The sequence below is a fragment of the Diaphorobacter sp. JS3051 genome (genome assembly GCF_015832135.1).
Lineage (GTDB): Bacteria > Pseudomonadota > Gammaproteobacteria > Burkholderiales > Burkholderiaceae_C > Diaphorobacter > Diaphorobacter nitroreducens.
In genome coordinates, this window is sequence record NZ_CP065406.1 from 3,225,593 (window position 1) to 3,239,844 (window position 14,252).

Below are 14,252 nucleotides of genomic sequence, written 5' to 3' on the forward strand. Positions count from 1 at the left end.
CTGCTGCCTCGTCAACGGATGGTTAGGAGAACCAAGATAGAACAACGCTCGTGACGATAGAAACGGCAAACCCCGCTATCAAAACCGTCCGTATTACCTCAGTGGAGCTATGTCTCAGCTCACCCTGTCCAATGGCGAAGGTACCCATAGGAAAAAATTTGTCTCTGACAAAGTTCAGCGCAATTCCTGCGGCGAGGGGCGCGAGTGTGATCAACCCCTCCTTCAGAAAATCCCGTGCAGTCATTTGTGTATTGGAAGAAAAGGTGAGCACCTTGTCACCGGCTAGCAACAACTTGAGTGCAATAAGCGCAAACTGCGTCGCCATCCAGCCGCCAATCACCAACCAATACCAATCCACTCTTGCAATCCAAGAGTACCAAGGACGAAGCGAATCGACGGTGTCAGCGGCGAGTTCGTTTAAAGGGATCGCATTTTCCTCGTCCGCATCCAGGGAAATTCGTACGTTGGACCGACGCTCATTGCTGAGTGAAATAGAGAATCGCTGATCGTGCTTGTGGTCCCGCCCGGTGATCCGTAGTTCTTGGATTGCCGCACGGCTCGGGTTGTCAAACTCTTTAAGCTCATCTAGCAGGCCGTTGAAAAATCCCCCGCCGACGCCCGCGTTGGCCGCTACGATCTGAAGCCATCGGTGAACGACCCAGACGAGGACGATGAGAGGCAGTCAAGATTTCCAGGGGGCGATGTTCAGCTACATCAGCCTTGAAGAGCGCGTGCCGCAGGCACACCCGCTGCGCAAGTTGCGCGCGGTGGTTGATGCGCTGCTGGCAACCATGAACCGCGAGTTCGAAGCGGTGTACGCCCGCCGTGGCCGCCCATCGGTGCCACCGGAGATGCTGCTCAAGGCCTTGCTGCTGCAGATCCTGTTCTCCATCCGCAGCGAGCGCCAGTTGGTCGAAGCGATCAACTACAACCTGCTGTACCGCTGGTTCGTGGGCCTGAACATCGAAGACAAGGTCTGGGACCACTCCACTTTCAGCGCCAACCGCGAACGTCTGTTCAACGAAGACCTCGCCCGCGCCTTCTTCGAGCGCGTCAAGCTCAGTGCCCAGTGGGGCAAGCTCGCCAGCGACGAGCACTTCAGCGTGGACGGCACGCTCATTGACGCCTGGGCCTCGCACAAGAGCTTCAAGCGCAAAGACGACGACAGCGGCACGCCGCCTGGGCGCAACCCCGAGGTGGACTTCAAGGGGCAGGAGCGCTGCAACGACACCCACGAGAGCACCACGGACGCCGATGCCCGGCTGTTCAAGAAGAGCCAGGGCGACAAATCCCGCCTGTGCCACATGGGGCACATCCTCATGGAGAACCGCAACGGGCTGATCGTGGATGTCGAGATCACCCACGCCAGCGGCACGGCCGAGCGCGAGGCGGCGCTGGCCATGTTGGAGCGTCGGGGCAACAGGAACAAACGGGCCACGGTCGGTGCCGACAAGGGCTACGACAGCAAGGCCTTCATCAAAGGCTGCAGAAAGCTCAAAGTCACGCCCCACGTGGCGGCCAAGGACAAACACTCGGCGGTGGATGCGCGAGTGACACGGCACGAGGGCTACAAGACCAGCCTGAAGGTGCGCAAGCGCATCGAAGAGGCCTTTGGCTGGATCAAGACCGTCGGTGGTCTGGCAAAGACCAAGCTGATCGGTCAGGCCAAGCTCACGGGCCAGGCGCTGCTGTGCTTTGCCACCTACAACCTTGTGCGAATGGGCAGCATCGGCGGCTGGTGGGACGCGCATCATGCGTGAGCCCAGGGATACGTGCGCCCGAAATGGGCGGGAGGGCCTGCAAACCGGCCAGATGGGCCGTTGCAATCGCTGCGCAGACGCGTCTGGGCAGCTCGTGTCTTCGCACTCAGCGTCCCTGATGCGTTCGAAAAGCACTTTTTCAACGGCCTGCTAGAGATGCGAACTCTCGATCAAGTCGGTCTGAGCATTTGGCTACTATGGATACGTTAGGCAATCGCGTCGCCACAGATGAATAGATTCGCTGAAGAGATGACCAGTTGAGCAGGAAAGCCCGGGTTTCAAGCGTCGATCGGCTGAGTTTCATGGTGAATTTTCGCTGGGCAAGACTATTGGCCGCTGAATTGTCAGTGGAATCTCAACTTATGGGTTCTTCTAGACTCACCCCCCCCTTCCTAAACTCCGCCGGCGACTGCCCCGTCCACCCCCGAAACGCCCGGATAAAACTCTTCTCGTTCTCAAACCCGGCCGCCTCGGCCACCTGCTTGATGGGGCGCTGCGTGCGGTGCAGCAGCTCCACCGCGCGGGTGCGGCGCACCTCGTCCTTCAGGCCCTGCAGCGTGGCGCCTTCTTCCTTCAATTGCCGGTGCAGGGTGCGTGGCGACACATGCAGCAGTGCGGCCAGGGATTCGGCGCTGTGCTGGGGCAGGGCGTGGGCCGGTTGCCCCGGCAGGGGCGCGGCCAGCAGCTGGCGCACGCGCTGCACCAGCAGGCGGTCGCGGCGGTAGTGCAGCACCGTCAGGGGCAGGGCGTGCTGCAGCATCTGGCGCAGGGCCTGCTCGTCGCGGCGCAGAGGCAGGTGCAGGTATCGGGCGTCAAAGTGGATGGCGGTGCGCGGCGCGTGGAAGGTGACAGGGCCACGGAACAGCACGGCATACGCATCGGCATGCAGCGGCGCGTCAAACGCAAATTCGGCGGCGATGAGGGGGATACGCGAGTCCACCATCCAGCAGGCCAGGCCGTGGGCATTGCGCAGCACCGATACCAGGCAGAACTCGCGCAGCGCGCCCAGGTCGCGCGCCTCGGTGATGGCCAGGGTGGCAGTGTCGCCGGTGGTGGTGAGATGCAGCGCAATGTCGTCCGCCAGCAGGCCGTGGTGGCGGCACCAGCGGGCCAGTGCCACTTGCAGCGTGGGTGAGCTGATGCTGGCGCGCGCCAGCATGCCGTAACTGCCCCAGGGCAGGCGGCGGCTGAACCAGCCCAGGGCTTCGTCGTCCAGCTCGCGCATCGCAGCGGCGGACAGCATCTCCATCTGCTGCGCCGTGATGCGGCCCGCAGAGTTGCCAACCTGCTCTGGCGGGATTTGTGCCAGCGCCAGCACCTGCGCCGCGTCCATTCCGCGCGCTGCGTAGGCCTGCCCGATGGCCTGCACAAACGCCATCGGCGTGGCGGCCGTGGGTGTAGCGAGGAGTGCGGTGGGTGCGGGCGGTGGCGGCGCGGGGTCAGGGCGGTCGGGCATGCATGGAGTCTGCAACTCTGTGGCGCAATTTGCAACCTTTCTGACCCATCCCGGTCACCGCGCGTGCGGGGGTGCGGCGTATGCTGTGCAGCCTGTTGCCGGGCCCCGCGCGGGCGCTGGCCCACCCCGACCAGGAGACAAGCCCATGGAACCCGCATCCACCCCATCGGCCGCGTTGAGCCATGCGCGTGGCAGTGCCGCCACCCCCCTCATCGAGCAGACGCTGGGCGACTTCTTCGCCGGCATGGCGCAGCGCCAGCCCACGCGCGAGGCACTGGTCAGCCGCCACCAGGGCCTGCGCTACACCTACGCCGAGCTGCACCAGGCGGCCCGCCAACTGGCCAGCGCGCTGCTGGGCCTGGGGCTCGCCAAGGGTGACCGCATCGGCATCTGGTCGCACAACAACGCCGAATGGGTGCTGATGCAACTGGCCACGGCGCAGGTGGGCCTGATCCTGGTGAACATCAACCCGGCTTACCGCACGGCCGAGGTGGAGTACGCGCTGAACAAGGTCGGCTGCAAGGCGCTGGTGGCCATGCCGCAGTTCAAGACCAGCGACTATCTGGGCATGCTGCGCGAGCTGGCGCCCGAGTTGGCCGCGTCCCAGCCCGGCGCACTGCAGGCCGCGCGCCTGCCCACGCTGCGCACGGTCGTGTGGATCGACGCGGCCGGCTCAGGCGTGGCGGGCCAAGGCGACGAACAGCCGGGCATGCTGCGGTTTTCCACGCTGATGGCGCGGGGCGACGCGCAGGACGCGCGCATCGACGCCATTGCCGCCCAGCTGCACAACACCGACCCCATCAACATCCAGTTCACCAGCGGCACCACCGGGTTCCCGAAGGGCGCCACGCTCACGCACCGCAACATCCTGAACAACGGTTTTTTCATCGGCGAGTGCATGCGCCTCACGCCCGAGGACCGGCTGTGCATTCCCGTGCCGCTGTACCACTGCTTCGGCATGGTGCTGGGCAACCTGGCCTGCCTCACGCACGGCAGCACCATCGTGTACCCCAACGACGGCTTCGACGCCCTGACCGTGCTGGAGACCGTGCAGGCCGAGCGCTGCACCGGCCTGCACGGCGTGCCCACCATGTTCATTGCCGAGCTGGACCACCCGCGCTTTGCCGAGTTCAACCTCAGCACCCTGCGTACCGGCATCATGGCTGGCAGCCCATGCCCGATCGAGGTGATGAAGCGCGTGGTGGGCGACATGCACCTGTCGGAGATCACCATCGCCTATGGCATGACCGAGACCAGCCCCGTGAGCTGCCAGAGCGACGCCGAAACGCCGCTGGCCAAGCGCGTGTCCACCGTGGGCCGCGTGCAGCCGCACCTGGAGGTGAAGATCATCGACCCCGAGACCGGCGCCGTGGTGCCGCGCGGCGAGCGCGGCGAGCTGTGCACCCAGGGCTACTCCGTCATGCACGGCTACTGGGGCGACGATGCCAAGACCCGCGAGGCGATCGACGAAGGCGGCTGGATGCACACGGGCGACCTGGCCACCATGGACGACGAGGGCTACGTGAATATCGTCGGCCGCATCAAGGACATGGTGATCCGCGGCGGCGAGAACGTGTACCCGCGCGAGATCGAGGAATTTCTCTACCGCCACCCCATGGTGCAGGACGTGCAGGTGGTGGGCGTGCCCGACCAGCGCTTCGGCGAGGAGCTGTGCGCCTGGATCATCGCCAAGCCCGGCACGCGCCCCAGCGAGGACGACATCCGTGCCTTCTGCAAAGGCCAGATCGCGCACTACAAGGTGCCGCGCTACATCCGCTTCGTTACCAGCTTCCCGATGACGGTGACGGGCAAGATCCAGAAGTTCAAGATCCGCGACGTCATGAAAGACGAGCTGGGCCTTGCCGAAGACAAAACCGCTTGAAACGAGCCACCGCCATGATTCTTGAATCCCAACTCAACCCGCGCTCGGCCGACTTCCAGGCCAATGCCGCCGCCATGCGCGCCGTGGTGGAGGACCTGCGCGCCCAGATCGAGCGCGTGTCCCAGGGCGGCGGCGAGGCCGCCCGCGCCAAGCATGTGGCGCGCGGCAAGCTGCTGCCGCGCGAGCGCGTGGAGATGCTGCTGGACCCCGGCACGCCGTTCCTGGAGATCGCCCCGCTGGCAGCCCTCAACATGTACGGCAACGACGCGCCCGGCGCGGGCCTGATCGCGGGCATCGGCAGCGTGGCCGGCATCGCCTGCATGATCGTGTGCAACGACGCCACGGTGAAGGGCGGCACCTACTACCCCATGACGGTGAAGAAGCACCTGCGCGCGCAAGAGATCGCGCAGCAGAACTGCCTGCCGTGCATCTACCTGGTGGACTCGGGCGGCGCCAACCTGCCCAACCAGGACGAGGTCTTCCCCGACCGCGACCACTTCGGCCGCATCTTCTACAACCAGGCCAACATGAGCGCGCAGGGCCTGGCGCAGATCGCCGTGGTCATGGGTTCGTGCACGGCCGGCGGCGCCTATGTGCCGGCCATGAGCGACGAGACCATCATCGTCAAGAACCAGGGCACCATCTTCCTGGGCGGCCCGCCGCTGGTGAAGGCCGCCACGGGCGAGGTCGTCAGCAGCGAAGACCTGGGCGGCGGCGACGTGCACACGCGCCTGTCCGGCGTGGCCGACCACCTGGCACAGAATGACCTGCATGCGCTCTCGCTGGCGCGCGGGGCCGTCAAGAATTTGAATAGAAATCAGCCCGTAGCGCCCGCGGATCAAGCGCCAGTAGCTCCTAAATATGCAGCAGACGAGCTGTATGGCGTGATCCCCGTGGACACGCGCAAGCCCTTCGACGTGCGCGAGATCATCGCCCGCATCGTGGACGGCAGTGCGTTCGACGAGTTCAAGGCGCGCTACGGCAACACCCTGGTGTGCGGCTTCGCGCGCATCGAGGGCATGGCCGTGGGCATCGTGGCCAACAACGGCATCCTGTTCAGCGAAAGCGCGCAGAAGGGCGCGCACTTCATCGAGCTGTGCTGCCAGCGCAAGATTCCGCTCGTCTTCCTGCAGAACATCACCGGCTTCATGGTCGGGCGCAAGTACGAAAACGAGGGCATCGCCCGCCACGGCGCCAAGATGGTCACGGCGGTGGCCACGGCCAACGTGCCCAAGTTCACGGTGATCATCGGCGGCAGCTTCGGCGCGGGCAACTACGGCATGTGCGGCCGCGCGTACTCGCCGCGCTTTCTGTGGATGTGGCCCAACGCGCGCATCAGCGTGATGGGCGGCGAGCAGGCCGCCAGCGTGCTGGCCACCGTCAAGCGCGACGGCATCGAGGGCAAGGGCGGCAGCTGGAGCATGGAGGAAGAAGAGGCCTTCAAGACGCCCATCCGCCGCCAGTACGAGGAACAGGGCCACCCCTACTACGCCACCGCCCGCCTGTGGGACGACGGCATCATCGACCCCGCCGACACGCGCCGCGTGCTGGCGCTGGCGCTGGCGGCTTCGCGCCATGCACCGATCGAAGACATGAAGTTCGGCGTGTTCCGCATGTAAGGCGCGGTCCATGGATGCCGTCACCCATTTCAGCCGGCTCGCGCGCTACAACGTGTGGGCCACGGCGCGCCTGCTGGCAGCCGTGCAGGTGCTGCCCGAGGCGGACTACCGGCGCGACATGGGCCTGTTCTTTCGCAGCATCCATGGCACGCTCAACCATCTGCTGGTGGGCGAGCACTTGCTGTGGTTCGCGCGCTTTGCCGAAGGCACGTCGCCCCGCATGGCGCTGGATGCCGAGGTGGAGAGCGATCGCGTGCGCCTGGCCGAGCGGCTGCGTGAAGGCGCCGCGCGCTGGGAGCCGCTGATCGCCGGCTTTGCGCCAGCGCGCTGGGAGGGTGCGCTGTCTTACACCACCACGCGCAGCACGCCCGCCGTGCTGCCGTTTGCCGCCACGCTGGCGCATGTGTTCAACCACGGCACGCACCACCGCGGACAGATCACGGCGGCACTCACCGCGCTGGGCCAGCCGTGCCCGTCGCTCGACCTTGTCTACTTCCTGCAGAACCCGGATACGCCATGAGCCAGAACCTTTCCATCACCCAATCGGGCGCGGTGGCGCGCATCACGCTGACGCAGCCCGAGATCCGCAATGCTTTCAGCGACGAAGTGATCGCAGAGATCACCGCGGCCTTCACGGAAGTCGGGGGCCGCGCGGACGTGCGCGCCGTGGTGCTGGCCGCCGAGGGGCCGGCCTTCTGCGCGGGTGCCAATCTGAACTGGATGCGCCGCATGGCCGACTACACGCGGCAAGAGAACCTTGCCGACGCCGCCAAGCTGGCCGAGATGCTGCGCGTGATCTACGAATGCCCCAAGCCCACCGTGGCGCGCGTGCAGGGTGACGTGTACGCCGGCGGCATGGGGCTGGTCGCGGCCTGCGACATGGCGGTGGCGGTCGATACCGCGGGCTTTTGCCTGTCCGAGGTGAAGATCGGCCTGATCCCCGCCACCATCAGCCCCTACGTGATCCGCGCCATGGGCGCGCGCGCCGCGCACCGCTACTTCCTCACCGCGGAACGCTTCAGCGCGGCCGAGGCCTTGCGCATCGGTTTCGTGCACCAAGTGGTCGGCGCAGAGCAACTCGACGCCCAGGTGGACGAGCTGCTCAAGGCACTGACGGCCGCGAGCCCGAACGCCGTGCGCGCCTGCAAGACGTTGGTGCGCGATGTGGCCGGGCGCGAGATCGACGCCGCACTCATCGCCGCCACCGTGGAGGGCATTGCCGACATCCGCGCGAGCAGCGAGGGCCGCGAGGGCGTGCAGTCGTTCCTGCAAAAGCGCAAGCCCTCCTGGCTGGGCTGATCCGCTATGGACGCGCTCTGGCTCCAGATCGTGCAGTGGCTCCACAGCGTGGGGCTGCATGTCGATGCGGGTACCGCCCAGGCGGTAGCCGAAGGGGCTGCGCGCGCTACGCAGCAGCTGGACATGCCCGCCCTGCTGGCGCTGGCCGCCGCACTGGGCTGGGCCAGCGGCTTTCGCCTGTACGCCGTGGTGTTCCTGGTGGGCATGATGGGCGTGGCCGGCTGGCTGCCGCTGCCGCCGGGGCTGGCGCTGCTGCAGCACCCGCTGGTGCTGATGGCCAGCGGCTTCATGCTGCTGGTGGAGTTCTTCGCCGACAAGGTGCCCTGGTTCGATAGCGCCTGGGATGCCATCCACGCCTTCATCCGCGTGCCCGCCGGCGCGCTGCTGGCCGCCGGCGTGTTTGGTGCCGACAACGCCACCATGGCGCTGGCCGCGGGGCTGCTGGGCGGCTCGCTCTCGGCCACGGCGCTGGCCACCAAGATGACCACGCGGGCGGCGGCCAACACCTCGCCCGAGCCGTTTTCCAACTGGGGCCTGTCGTTCTTTGAGGACGGCCTGGTCGTCGGCGTGGTCTGGCTGGCCACGCAGTACCCGCTGGCCTTCGGCATCGCGCTGGTGGTGATGCTGGCGCTGTCGGCGCTGCTGCTGGTGGTGCTGTTCAAGTTCCTGCGCGCCGTGCTGCGGCGCATTTCCTCTTTCTTTTCCGATTCCGCCAAGGTGGCCTGAATGTTCCAAAAAATCCTGATTGCCAATCGTGGGGAGATCGCCTGCCGCGTGGCCGCAACCGCCCGCCGCATGGGCGTGAAGACCGTGGCCGTGTACTCCGACGCCGATGCCCAGGCCAAGCACGTGGCCGCCTGCGACGAGGCCGTGCATATCGGCGGCAGCGCCCCCAAGGACAGCTACCTGCGCTGGGAGCGCATCATCGAGGCCGCCCAGGCCACGGGTGCGCAGGCCATCCACCCGGGCTACGGCTTCCTGAGCGAGAACGAAGACTTCGCCCAGGCCTGTGCCGCTGCGGGGCTGGTGTTCATCGGCCCGCCGCCTTCGGCCATCAAGGACATGGGTTTGAAGGCCGAGTCCAAGCAGCTGATGGAGAAGGCGGGCGTGCCGCTGGTGCCTGGCTACCACGGCAAGGACCAGGACCCGCAACTGCTGCAGCGCGAGGCCGACCGTATCGGCTACCCCGTGCTCATCAAGGCCAGCGCCGGTGGCGGCGGCAAGGGCATGCGCCTGGTGGAAAAGAGCGAGGACTTTGCAGCGGCGCTGGCCAGCTGCCAGCGCGAGGCCATCAACAGCTTTGGCGATTATGCCGTGCTGGTGGAGAAGTACGTGCTGCGCCCGCGCCACATCGAGATCCAGGTGTTCGGCGACACGCAGGGCAACTGCGTCTATCTGTTCGAGCGCGATTGCTCCGTGCAGCGCCGCCATCAGAAGGTGCTGGAAGAAGCCCCCGCCCCCGGCATGACCGAGGCCCTGCGTCGCCAGATGGGCGAGGCTGCCGTGGCAGCCGCCAAGGCCGTGGGCTACGTGGGCGCGGGCACAGTGGAGTTCATCGTGGAACAGCCCGGCGGCTACGACGCGCCCGAGCAGATGAAGTTCTACTTCATGGAGATGAACACCCGCCTGCAGGTGGAGCACCCCGTGACCGAGGCCATCACCGGCGAAGACCTGGTGGAGTGGCAGCTGTGCGTGGCCAGCGGGCAGCCTTTGCCCAAGCGCCAGGACGAGCTGAAGATCATCGGCCACGCCATCGAGGCGCGCATCTGCGCCGAGAACCCTGACAACAACTTCTTGCCCGCCACCGGCCAGCTGCACGTGTACCGCAAGCCGGCATGCACCAGCTTCGAACGGGGCAGCGTGCGCGTGGATGACGGCGTGCGCGAGGGCGACGCCATCAGCCCCTTCTACGACAGCATGATCGCCAAGCTCATCGTGCACGGCGACACGCGCGCGCAGGCCCTGGCGCGGCTGGACGATGCGCTGGCGCAGACCCACATCGTGGGCCTGGCAACCAACGTGCAGTTCCTGCGCCACGTGGTGAAGACCGATTCGTTCGCTCAGGCGCGGCTGGACACCGCGTTGATCCCGCGCGAAGAGGCCGTGTTGTTCGGCCAGGAGCGCGTAGGCCTACCCTTGGCCGCGGCAGCCGCCGTGGCCAGCCAGTTGCAGCGTGAGCAGGCGCAGGAAGGCGCCAATCCGTTCAGCCGCCGCGACGGCTGGCGTTCGCTGGTAGCGTGCCGCCGGCGTTTCGAGTTCGACTTCAATGGCACACATGCCAAGGCCTGGCTGACCTATGAACGCGATGGCGGCTACCAACTGACCGTGGGAGAAGGCGAGGGAGCCGCGCGGGGTCCGCTGGCTTTCACGCCCTTGGCGGGCGGCCTGGACCTGCAATACGCCGGCCAGCGCACCTGCGCAACGGTCTATGCCCAGGGCGAGACCGACCACATCTTCACCCCCCGTGGCGCCACGCGCATCGAGGCATTGGACCTGCTGGCCCATGCGGGCGAAGCGGCCAGCGAGGGCGGGCGTCTCACCGCGCCCATGCCGGGCAAGGTGGTGTCGTTTGCCGTGCAGGCCGGCGACAAGGTGACCAAGGGCCAGCCCCTGGCGGTGATGGAGGCCATGAAGATGGAGCACACCATCGCCGCCCCCGCCGATGGCGTGGTGCAGGAGCTGCTCTACGCGCCAGGCGACCAGGTGGCCGAAGGCGCAGAACTGCTGCGGCTTTCCGCCGAGTGACGGCGGGGGCTTGCCCAGCCGCGGTACGCTCGTTGGCCATGAAGATCACCTTTTGCTGTACCGATACCAAGGCCGAACCCTGGCTGCAGGGGCTGGCCGCCGCCCTGCCGGGAGCCGACATTACCGTCTGGCAGCCCGGAGCCCCGCAGGCCGACTACGCCGTGGTCTGGGCACCGCCCCAGCAGTTCATCGACGAACAGCCCGCTTTGCGGGCGCTGTTCAACATCGGCGCGGGGGTGGATGCGCTGCTCAAGCTGCGCCTGCCGCCGTTCGTGCGCGTCGTGCGTCTGGATGACGCCGGCATGGCCGTGCAGATGGCCGAATACGTGTGCCACGCGGTGATCCGGCATTTCCGCGAGCTTGACCAGTACGAGGCCGCCATGCAGGCGGGCCAGTGGAGCTACCGCAAGCCGCGCCTGCGCCAGGACTTCCCCGTGGGCGTGATGGGCCTGGGCGTACTGGGCGAGCGCGTGGCGCGCGCGGTGGCGCAGTTCGACTTTCCCGTGCTCGGCTGGAGCCGCAGTCCGAAGCAGATGGCGGGCGTGCGCTGTTTCAGTGGGCAGGAGGGCTTCAACGAGTTCCTGGCCGCTACCCGCGTGTTGGTCAATCTGCTCCCGCTCACGCCCGAGACGCAGGGCATCATGAACCGCGACACGCTGGCCCGCCTCCTGCCCGGCGCCTACGTGATCAATGTGGCGCGTGGCGCGCACCTGGTCGAGGAGGACCTGCTCGCGCTGATCGACGCCGGCCATGTGGCGGGCGCCACGCTGGACGTGTTCCGCACCGAGCCGTTGCCTGCCGGGCATCCCTTCTGGGGACATCCCAAGATCACCCTCACACCCCACACTTCGGCACGCACGCTGCGCGACGAGAGCATCGCCCAGATCGCCGGCAAGATCGCGGCGCTCGCGCGCGGCGAGGCCGTGGCCGGCGTGGTGGATGCCGGACGCGGCTACTGACGAATCCCTCACCCAAGGACACCCACCGATGAACCCGAACATCCCCTCCCGCGTCAAGCTTGTGGACGTGGGCCCGCGCGACGGGCTGCAAAATGAGAAGCACCCGGTGCCGGCGGCCGTCAAGATCGAATTGGTACACCGCCTGCAGCAGGCGGGCCTCAAGGAAATTGAGGTCACCAGCTACGTTTCTCCGAAGTGGGTGCCGCAGATGGCCGACAACCACGAGGTCATGCAAGGCATTACACGCATGCCCGGCGTGCGCTATTCGGTACTGACGCCCAACCTGAAAGGCTGGGAGGCGGCCGTGCTCGACAAGCCCGACGAGATCGTGGTCTTCGGCGCCGCCAGCGAGGCCTTCAGCCAGAAGAACATCAACTGCAGCATTGCCGAGAGCATCGAGCGCTTCGCCCCCGTGGTCGAAGCCGCGCGCGCCGCTGGCGTGTATGTGCGTGGCGCGATGAGCTGCACCGTGGGCTGCCCCTACGAGGGCGAGATTGCACCCGAGCGCGTGGAATACCTGGCCGGGCTCATGAAGGGCATCGGCGTGCAGCACATTGGGGTGGCCGACACCATTGGCGTGGGTACGCCGCGCAAGGTGCAGCGCGCCATCGAGGCAACGCTCAAGCACTACGATCTGAACGACGTGTCCGGCCACTTCCACGACACCTACGGCCAGGCGCTGGCCAACACGCTGGCGGCGCTGGAGCTGGGCGTGTGGCAGTTCGACACGTCCGTGGCCGGCCTGGGCGGCTGTCCCTATGCCAAGGGCGCCACGGGTAACGTGGCCACCGAGGACGTGGTCTACATGCTGCACGGCATGGGCATCGAGACCGGTATCGATCTGGACCAGCTGATCGACGCCGGCGCCTACATCAGCGACTTCCTGGGCCGCAAGCCGCAGTCGCGCGTGGCCGTGGCGGTGCTCACCAAGCGCAAGGGCTGAGCGGCCACCCGGCGTCAGGCCAACGGCAGAGCCGGCGCTGCCGGGTGCTGCGCCGCGTCCTTGTGCGCCTGCTTGGCCTGGTACATGCGCTGGTCGGCGCAGCGCATCAGCTCCGTCAGCGTGGCGCCGTCCTGCGGGCTGTGCGCAACGCCCGTGCTGACGCCCACGCACAGTTCCTGGTGCTGGAAGTACACCGGCTGGCAGATAGCCAGCTCCAGATGCTTGACCAGCGCCGTCAGGTCGTCGCCCGCGGGCGCGTGGGCCAGCATGACCACGAACTCGTCACCGCCCAGCCGGGCCACGATGTCGCCGGACCGCGTGTGCGTCTGCAGCCGTGTGGCAACGGCGCGCAGCACCTCGTCGCCGGCGTCATGGCCATAGGTGTCGTTGATGGGTTTGAAGCGGTCCAGGTCGAGCAGCAGCAGGGCGTGCGTGCCCCCTTCCGACAGCAGTTGCGTTGCGCCCTGGGTCAACCCCATGCGGTTGGTCAGACCCGTGAGAGGGTCGGTGGTCGCGGCCTTGGCCAGATGGTCCGCGCGCAGCCGCAGGGCGATCTGGGAGGCATTCAGGCTGTCGATGCGGGTGCTCAACGCAACGGCGAACACCACCATCTCGGCCGCCACGCCGATCTGCAGGCCGTTGGCCAGCATGAAGGGCGCGTCGATCACCTTCCAGTTGCTCAGCACCACGCCGGCCACCGTGACGAACAGCAGCGCCTGCGCGCCCAGGTACCAGCGCGCGGGCGTGAAGCCCCGGCGCAGCACCAGAATGGCCGCGAGCGACGCGGCCGCGATGCCGGCGCTGGCCAGCAGTTCGTTCTGCGTCTGGGCGATGGCAAATTGCCCGAGCCCGCCGAGCACGGCGGTGAGCGCCGCCAGCAGGCCGATTGCCACCAGCACTCCGTCCATCAAGGGCGTCTGCCGGGTGTCCAGGAAACTGCGCGTGAACAGCGCGCCGAAGAACAGCCACAGGCTGGGCAATACGAAATAGCTGCGCTCCTGCCACCACGGCGCGTCGCCCCACAGGTAATGGGCCGTGTGGCCGTTGAAGGTGGCCAGCGTCAACAGCGCGAAGATGCACTGGCCGACGTGGAAGGTGTACGTGGTGTCCCGAAAGATGCCCACGAGCGTGAGGTTGTAGACCAGCAGTGCGATCAGGATGCCGTAGCAGATGCCGTCGAACAGCCGCTTGTGCTGGCGCCATTGCAGGTATTCGGCCGTGTCCCAGACGGACAGGTCGAAGGACGGCGCCGTCTCGCTGTACAGCCGGGCGTAGACCGTGTAGGTGCCCGGGCCCGGGGGCTGCAGGCGCATGAGGTAGCGCTCGCTGCCCAGGGGCCGCGTGGCGAAGGGCTGCGCCAGGCCCGTATGCACTGGCGGCGCAAGCGCCGTGCCCGACGCATCGAACGGGCCGTAGAACCGCACGTCCTGCAAAGACGTGGTCTGGGTGGCCAGCACCCAGTCGCCGCTGGCCGCGCGCTGCTCCAGGACCACTTTGAACCAGTGGTAGGCCGGTGTGGCCCCGCGCAGCGGCATGCGGGGGGCGGGCCGAAGCGCGCATCGGTAGCCGCTGCGCGCACATCGTCGATG

At 67.0% G+C, this 14,252-nt stretch carries 12 protein-coding genes; 9 read left to right on the forward strand and 3 right to left on the reverse strand.

All coding sequences use genetic code 11. The annotated features are described in order from the left end of the window. Positions 1-22 precede the first annotated feature (22 nt). The gene (locus I3K84_RS15395) at positions 23-358 is read right to left on the reverse strand and encodes a hypothetical protein (RefSeq protein WP_041836104.1); all 336 of its coding nucleotides are present in this window, start codon (positions 356-358) and stop codon (positions 23-25) included. A 313-nt stretch (positions 359-671) separates the two neighbouring features. Between I3K84_RS15395 and I3K84_RS15400 the strand changes: the two genes are divergently transcribed. Then, a complete protein-coding gene (locus I3K84_RS15400) occupies positions 672-1,760 on the forward strand; it encodes an IS5-like element ISDisp1 family transposase (RefSeq protein ID WP_011803559.1) in 1,089 nt (362 codons plus the stop codon). Positions 1,761-2,115: 355 nt separating this feature from the next. On the opposite strand, the gene I3K84_RS15405 is transcribed toward I3K84_RS15400, so the two are convergent. After that, entirely contained in the window at positions 2,116-3,216 is a 1,101-nt protein-coding gene (locus I3K84_RS15405) for an AraC family transcriptional regulator (RefSeq protein WP_196994926.1), read from the reverse strand. 145 nt (positions 3,217-3,361) lie between these two features. Here I3K84_RS15405 and I3K84_RS15410 point away from each other — a divergent pair, with 145 nt between their 5' ends. Genes I3K84_RS15410 through I3K84_RS15445 form a run of 8 tightly spaced genes read left to right on the forward strand, consistent with a single transcriptional unit; the run spans position 3,362 to position 12,663 of the window. Further along, positions 3,362-5,098, forward strand: a complete 1,737-nt coding sequence (locus tag I3K84_RS15410) for an AMP-binding protein (protein ID WP_172208634.1) — start codon at positions 3,362-3,364, stop codon at positions 5,096-5,098. 14 nt (positions 5,099-5,112) lie between these two features. Next, entirely contained in the window at positions 5,113-6,717 is a 1,605-nt protein-coding gene (locus I3K84_RS15415; RefSeq protein ID WP_015914318.1) for a carboxyl transferase domain-containing protein, read from the forward strand. A gap of 10 nt (positions 6,718-6,727) precedes the next feature. Continuing rightward, positions 6,728-7,237 carry a DinB family protein gene (locus I3K84_RS15420; protein WP_196994927.1) on the forward strand — a complete coding sequence of 170 codons (510 nt, stop codon included), beginning with the start codon at positions 6,728-6,730 and terminating at the stop codon, positions 7,235-7,237. Continuing rightward, a complete protein-coding gene (locus I3K84_RS15425) occupies positions 7,234-8,016 on the forward strand; it encodes an enoyl-CoA hydratase/isomerase family protein (protein WP_011806852.1) in 783 nt (260 codons plus the stop codon). Before I3K84_RS15420 ends, I3K84_RS15425 begins: the two co-directional genes overlap by 4 nt. Positions 8,017-8,022: 6 nt before the next feature. Then, positions 8,023-8,742, forward strand: a complete 720-nt coding sequence (locus tag I3K84_RS15430) for a DUF4126 domain-containing protein (RefSeq protein WP_047350695.1) — start codon at positions 8,023-8,025, stop codon at positions 8,740-8,742. After that, complete coding sequence (locus tag I3K84_RS15435) at positions 8,743-10,761, forward strand: acetyl/propionyl/methylcrotonyl-CoA carboxylase subunit alpha (RefSeq protein WP_196994928.1); 2,019 nt, start codon at positions 8,743-8,745, stop codon at positions 10,759-10,761. A 38-nt stretch (positions 10,762-10,799) separates the two neighbouring features. Next, positions 10,800-11,720: a glyoxylate/hydroxypyruvate reductase A gene (locus I3K84_RS15440; protein ID WP_196994929.1), complete on the forward strand. Its 921-nt coding sequence runs from the start codon at positions 10,800-10,802 to the stop codon at positions 11,718-11,720. Positions 11,721-11,748: 28 nt separating this feature from the next. Then, positions 11,749-12,663 carry a hydroxymethylglutaryl-CoA lyase gene (locus tag I3K84_RS15445; protein ID WP_015914312.1) on the forward strand — a complete coding sequence of 305 codons (915 nt, stop codon included), beginning with the start codon at positions 11,749-11,751 and terminating at the stop codon, positions 12,661-12,663. 14 nt (positions 12,664-12,677) lie between these two features. Here I3K84_RS15445 and I3K84_RS15450 read toward each other — a convergent pair whose 3' ends face one another. Continuing rightward, on the reverse strand, positions 12,678-14,198 hold the full coding sequence (locus I3K84_RS15450) for a diguanylate cyclase (protein ID WP_196994930.1): 1,521 nt from the start codon (positions 14,196-14,198) through the stop codon (positions 12,678-12,680). Positions 14,199-14,252: the final 54 nt, after the last annotated feature.